Origin of the sequence: Thomasclavelia sp., from assembly GCF_047249845.1 — a bacterium.
Taxonomy (GTDB): domain Bacteria; phylum Bacillota_I; class Bacilli_A; order Erysipelotrichales; family Coprobacillaceae; genus Thomasclavelia.
Genome location: NZ_JBKTWO010000100.1, coordinates 1 through 3,752, shown reverse-complemented (window position 1 = coordinate 3,752; position 3,752 = coordinate 1). Strand labels below are relative to the sequence as shown.

The following is a 3,752-nucleotide window of genomic DNA, read 5'->3' as shown; positions in this document are numbered from 1 at the left end:
TTGTATATTGATATCGTTGAACAAGGAAAATACAAAGATCGATCAATTATAAGAGTTTGTTTAATGATTTTAAAAAAATGAGGTGAAACAATGGATGTAGAACAAATCGCTTTTACAATTATTGCTCATGCAGGGGAAGCGAAATCATTAGCTTTCGAAGCATTAAGTAAAGCTAAACAAGGTTGCTTTAATAAAGCTGACGATTTAATTGAACAAAGCCAAAAGGAAGTGAACTTGGCTCATAAAGGTCAGATGGATATATTGGTTGCTGAAGCTAATGGTGAAAAAACAGATATTAGTGTGTTATTGATTCATTCACAAGATCACTTAATGACTTGCATGTTAGCAATTGATTTAATTAAAGAAATGATTGAAATGCGTAAAGAAAAATATGAGGGAGAATAGTTATGAAAATACTATTAATATGTGCAAATGGTCTATCTACAAGTATTCTAATGAACAAAATGCAAAAATGGGGCAAAGAAAAAAATATTGAATTAGAAGTTAGAGCTGTTCCAATGAGTGAATATTTAAATGTATATAAAAATTTTGACTGTATTCTTATTGGTCCACAAATTTCTTATCAATATAACGAAATTAAAGCTAATGCAATTGATGTGCCTGTAGAAAAAATTTCCCCAATGGATTATGGGATGAGTAATGTGGAAAATATTATGAAACAGGTTAAGGCTTGTTTGGGAAAGGAGGAATAACTCATGAATAGTTTTATGACATTTATTCAAGAAAAGCTTACACCTATTGCTAATTTCTTTGGTGCTCAAAGGCACTTTTCAGCGATGCAAAAAGGGTTTATGGCAACAGTCAGCTTTATTTTAGTATCAGCAATTTTTATGATTATTGCTAATCCACCTGTGACAGCTGACTTAATTGCTCAAGGTGGTTTCTGGTCAATTTTTGAAGGTTGGTACAATTTTTCACAAACATATAAAGCAACAATTTTAATACCATTTAACATGACAATGGGAATGCTTTCATTAATTTCGGCATTTGCTATTGCTTATTATTTAGCTGGAAGTTATAAATTATCTCAAATGAATGCAGGATTTACATCAATGATTATCTTTATGATTGTTGCTGCACCAGCAAATTATGTAGCTTTGGCTGATGGAAATGTGGCTTCAATGATTAATACTACTTATCTTGGTTCACAAGGGTTATTTACTTCAATTATTGTAAGTTTACTTACTGTTGAAATTACAAGAATTTGTATGCAAAAGAAAATAACAATTAAAATGCCAGAAGGTGTTCCACCATTTTTGTCAGACATGTTTTCTTCAATTGTACCATTGGTAATTAATGTGACTTTATTCTTTTCAGTAAATTTATTAATTAGTAATTTTATTCCAGGTAGTTCTTTACCATCTTTAATTGAAACAATTTTAGCAAAACCAGTATCAGCTGTAAACTCTATACCAGGAGCAATTCTTGTATCTGTACTTATCCTTGTAATGTGGTGCTGTGGTGTTCATGGGATGATGGTATTTATGCCATTAACAACGCCAATTACAATGGCAGCGTTCGCTGCTAATGCAGAATTATTTGCTGCTGGACAAGCACCTATCTTCCATCCAATTTTTATGACACAAGCAATTGCATTATTAGGTGGAACAGGAAATACTTTAGCTCTTGTTATCCTATGCCTTAAAAAAGCAAAATCCAAACAATTAAGTGTTTTTGGTAAAGCATCAATCGTACCAGCAATTTTTAGAATCTCTGAACCAGTTATATTTGGTGCACCTATTATGTTTAATCCAATTTTAATGATACCATTTGTATTGAGTGGAACTGTAATTGCAATTTTTTATTGGTTAGCATGTGCTTTTGGATTAATAACTCCATTTTACATTTTGGTTACTGGAACATTCCCAATCATTATTAATAGTTTTATTAAATGTCTAGACTGGCGTATGATTGTGTTTGAAATCGTAGCATTAATAGTAACTATTTTTATTTGGTATCCTTTCTTTAAAGTATATGATAATCAGTTGTTAACTCAAGAAAAAGAAAATGCTCAAAATATGGAACCGGTAGGTGAATAAAATGATAAACAAAAAATCAAATGGAGATAACTTTCCGAAAGATTTCCTATGGGGGGGAGCAATTGCTGCCAATCAATGTGAAGGAGCTTGGAATATTGGCGGAAGAGGAATGGGACATGTTGACCTTGTTCCTCAAGGGTGTAATCGTTTTTCTGTAATGATGGGAAATTTAGATAATTTTAATGATAAAAATGATACATATTATCCTTCAAGAACAGGTATTGATTTTTATCATCATTATAAAGAAGATATAGCATTATTTGGAGAAATGGGTTTTAAAGTATTAAGAATGTCTATTTCTTGGTCGCGTATTTTTCCAAATGGTGATGAAGAAGAACCTAATGAAGAAGGGTTACAATTCTATGAAGATGTTTTTAAAGAATGTCATAAGTATGGAATCGAACCACTAGTTACAATGACTCATTATGATATCCCATTACACTTGGTTAAGGAATATCAAGGATGGGAAAGCAGAAAAACAATTGAATTTTTTAAAAAATATGTAAGAACAATTTTAATGAGATATAAAGATCTTGTTAAATATTGGTTAACCTTTAATGAAATTAATTGTATAACAGCTCTACCTTATTTTGCAGCTGGAGTAGTTGTTAGAAGTGAAGAAGAAAAATTACAACAAATTTATATAGCTGCACATCATGAAATGATAGCAAGTGCATGGGCAACTAAAATAGCTCATGAGATTAATCCAAAAAATAAAATAGGTTGTATGCTTGCGGGAGGAATAACTTATCCATATACATGTGCGCCTCAAGATATTTGGCAAGCATATGAAGTGGATAGAAATAATTATTTTTTTGCTGATGTTTTAGCTCGTGGATATTATCCAGTATATAAATTAAAGGAGTTAGAACATAAGAAGATAATCATTCCATTTAAAAATGATGATAAAAAAATATTACGTGAAAATACAGTAGATTTTATTTCATTTTCATACTATTCTTCACATTTAACTTGTGCTGATCCTAATGCATATGCAGAAAAGGGTGAGGGAAATATGTTACCAACCTTAAGGAATCCTTATCTTAAAGAAAAGGAAAGTGCGTGTAAATGGCAAACCGATGGGTTAGGATTAAGAGCGACTTTGAACGCTTTTTATGATCGTTATCAAAAGTCGTTGTTTATCGCTGAAAATGGTGTTGGTGGTATAGATGAATTAGAAAATGGTGAGATTCATGATGAATATCATATCAGATATATTAAAGAACATTTGCACAATCTTAAAGATGCTATAGTTTTAGATGGTGTAGAGGTTATGGGATATACTTCTTGGGGGTGTATAGATTTAGTATCTGCATCAACAGGTCAAATGAAAAAGAGATATGGCTTTATTTATGTTGATGCAAATGACCAAGGAGAAGGAACTTTTAAAAGATATAAAAAGGATTCTTTTTATTGGTATAAAAAAGTTATAGCATCAAATGGAGAAGATTTAGATTAAAGATATAATTTTCTTTGTTGAAATATGTGAAAATGGTTATCCACAACACTTAGACCACAAAACCTGGTTCAAAATACGAATTCAAAGACTCATCTTACTAATCATTGTTTTTGGAATAAGGTGTGGTAAGAACCTCCTCTAAGTAGTCAAAGTCACAGGAATGAAATACAAATCCATATTCACAAATTCAATTTTACAAATGAATAAAACCGTAATCAACCACGGTTATATAA

General features: G+C 31.1%; 4 protein-coding genes. All 4 read left to right on the top strand.

The window, feature by feature from the left end; all coding sequences use genetic code 11:
* Positions 1 to 90 precede the first annotated feature (90 nt).
* From ACLR9T_RS13495 to ACLR9T_RS13480, 4 genes are read left to right on the top strand one after another with little or no spacing between them, the layout of a single operon-like run.
* On the top strand, positions 91 to 405 hold the full coding sequence (locus tag ACLR9T_RS13495) for a PTS lactose/cellobiose transporter subunit IIA (protein WP_413110022.1): 315 nt from the start codon (positions 91 to 93) through the stop codon (positions 403 to 405).
* Positions 406 to 407: 2 nt separating this feature from the next.
* Positions 408 to 713 (top strand): PTS sugar transporter subunit IIB, encoded by a 306-nt coding sequence (locus ACLR9T_RS13490; protein ID WP_008792898.1) that lies wholly within the window; start codon positions 408 to 410, stop codon positions 711 to 713.
* 3 nt (positions 714 to 716) lie between these two features.
* Complete coding sequence (locus ACLR9T_RS13485; protein WP_008792897.1) at positions 717 to 2,060, top strand: PTS sugar transporter subunit IIC; 1,344 nt, start codon at positions 717 to 719, stop codon at positions 2,058 to 2,060.
* Between the two features lies 1 nt (position 2,061).
* Positions 2,062 to 3,519: a 6-phospho-beta-glucosidase gene (locus tag ACLR9T_RS13480; RefSeq protein ID WP_413110021.1), complete on the top strand. Its 1,458-nt coding sequence runs from the start codon at positions 2,062 to 2,064 to the stop codon at positions 3,517 to 3,519.
* The last annotated feature ends 233 nt before the right edge of the window (positions 3,520 to 3,752 follow it).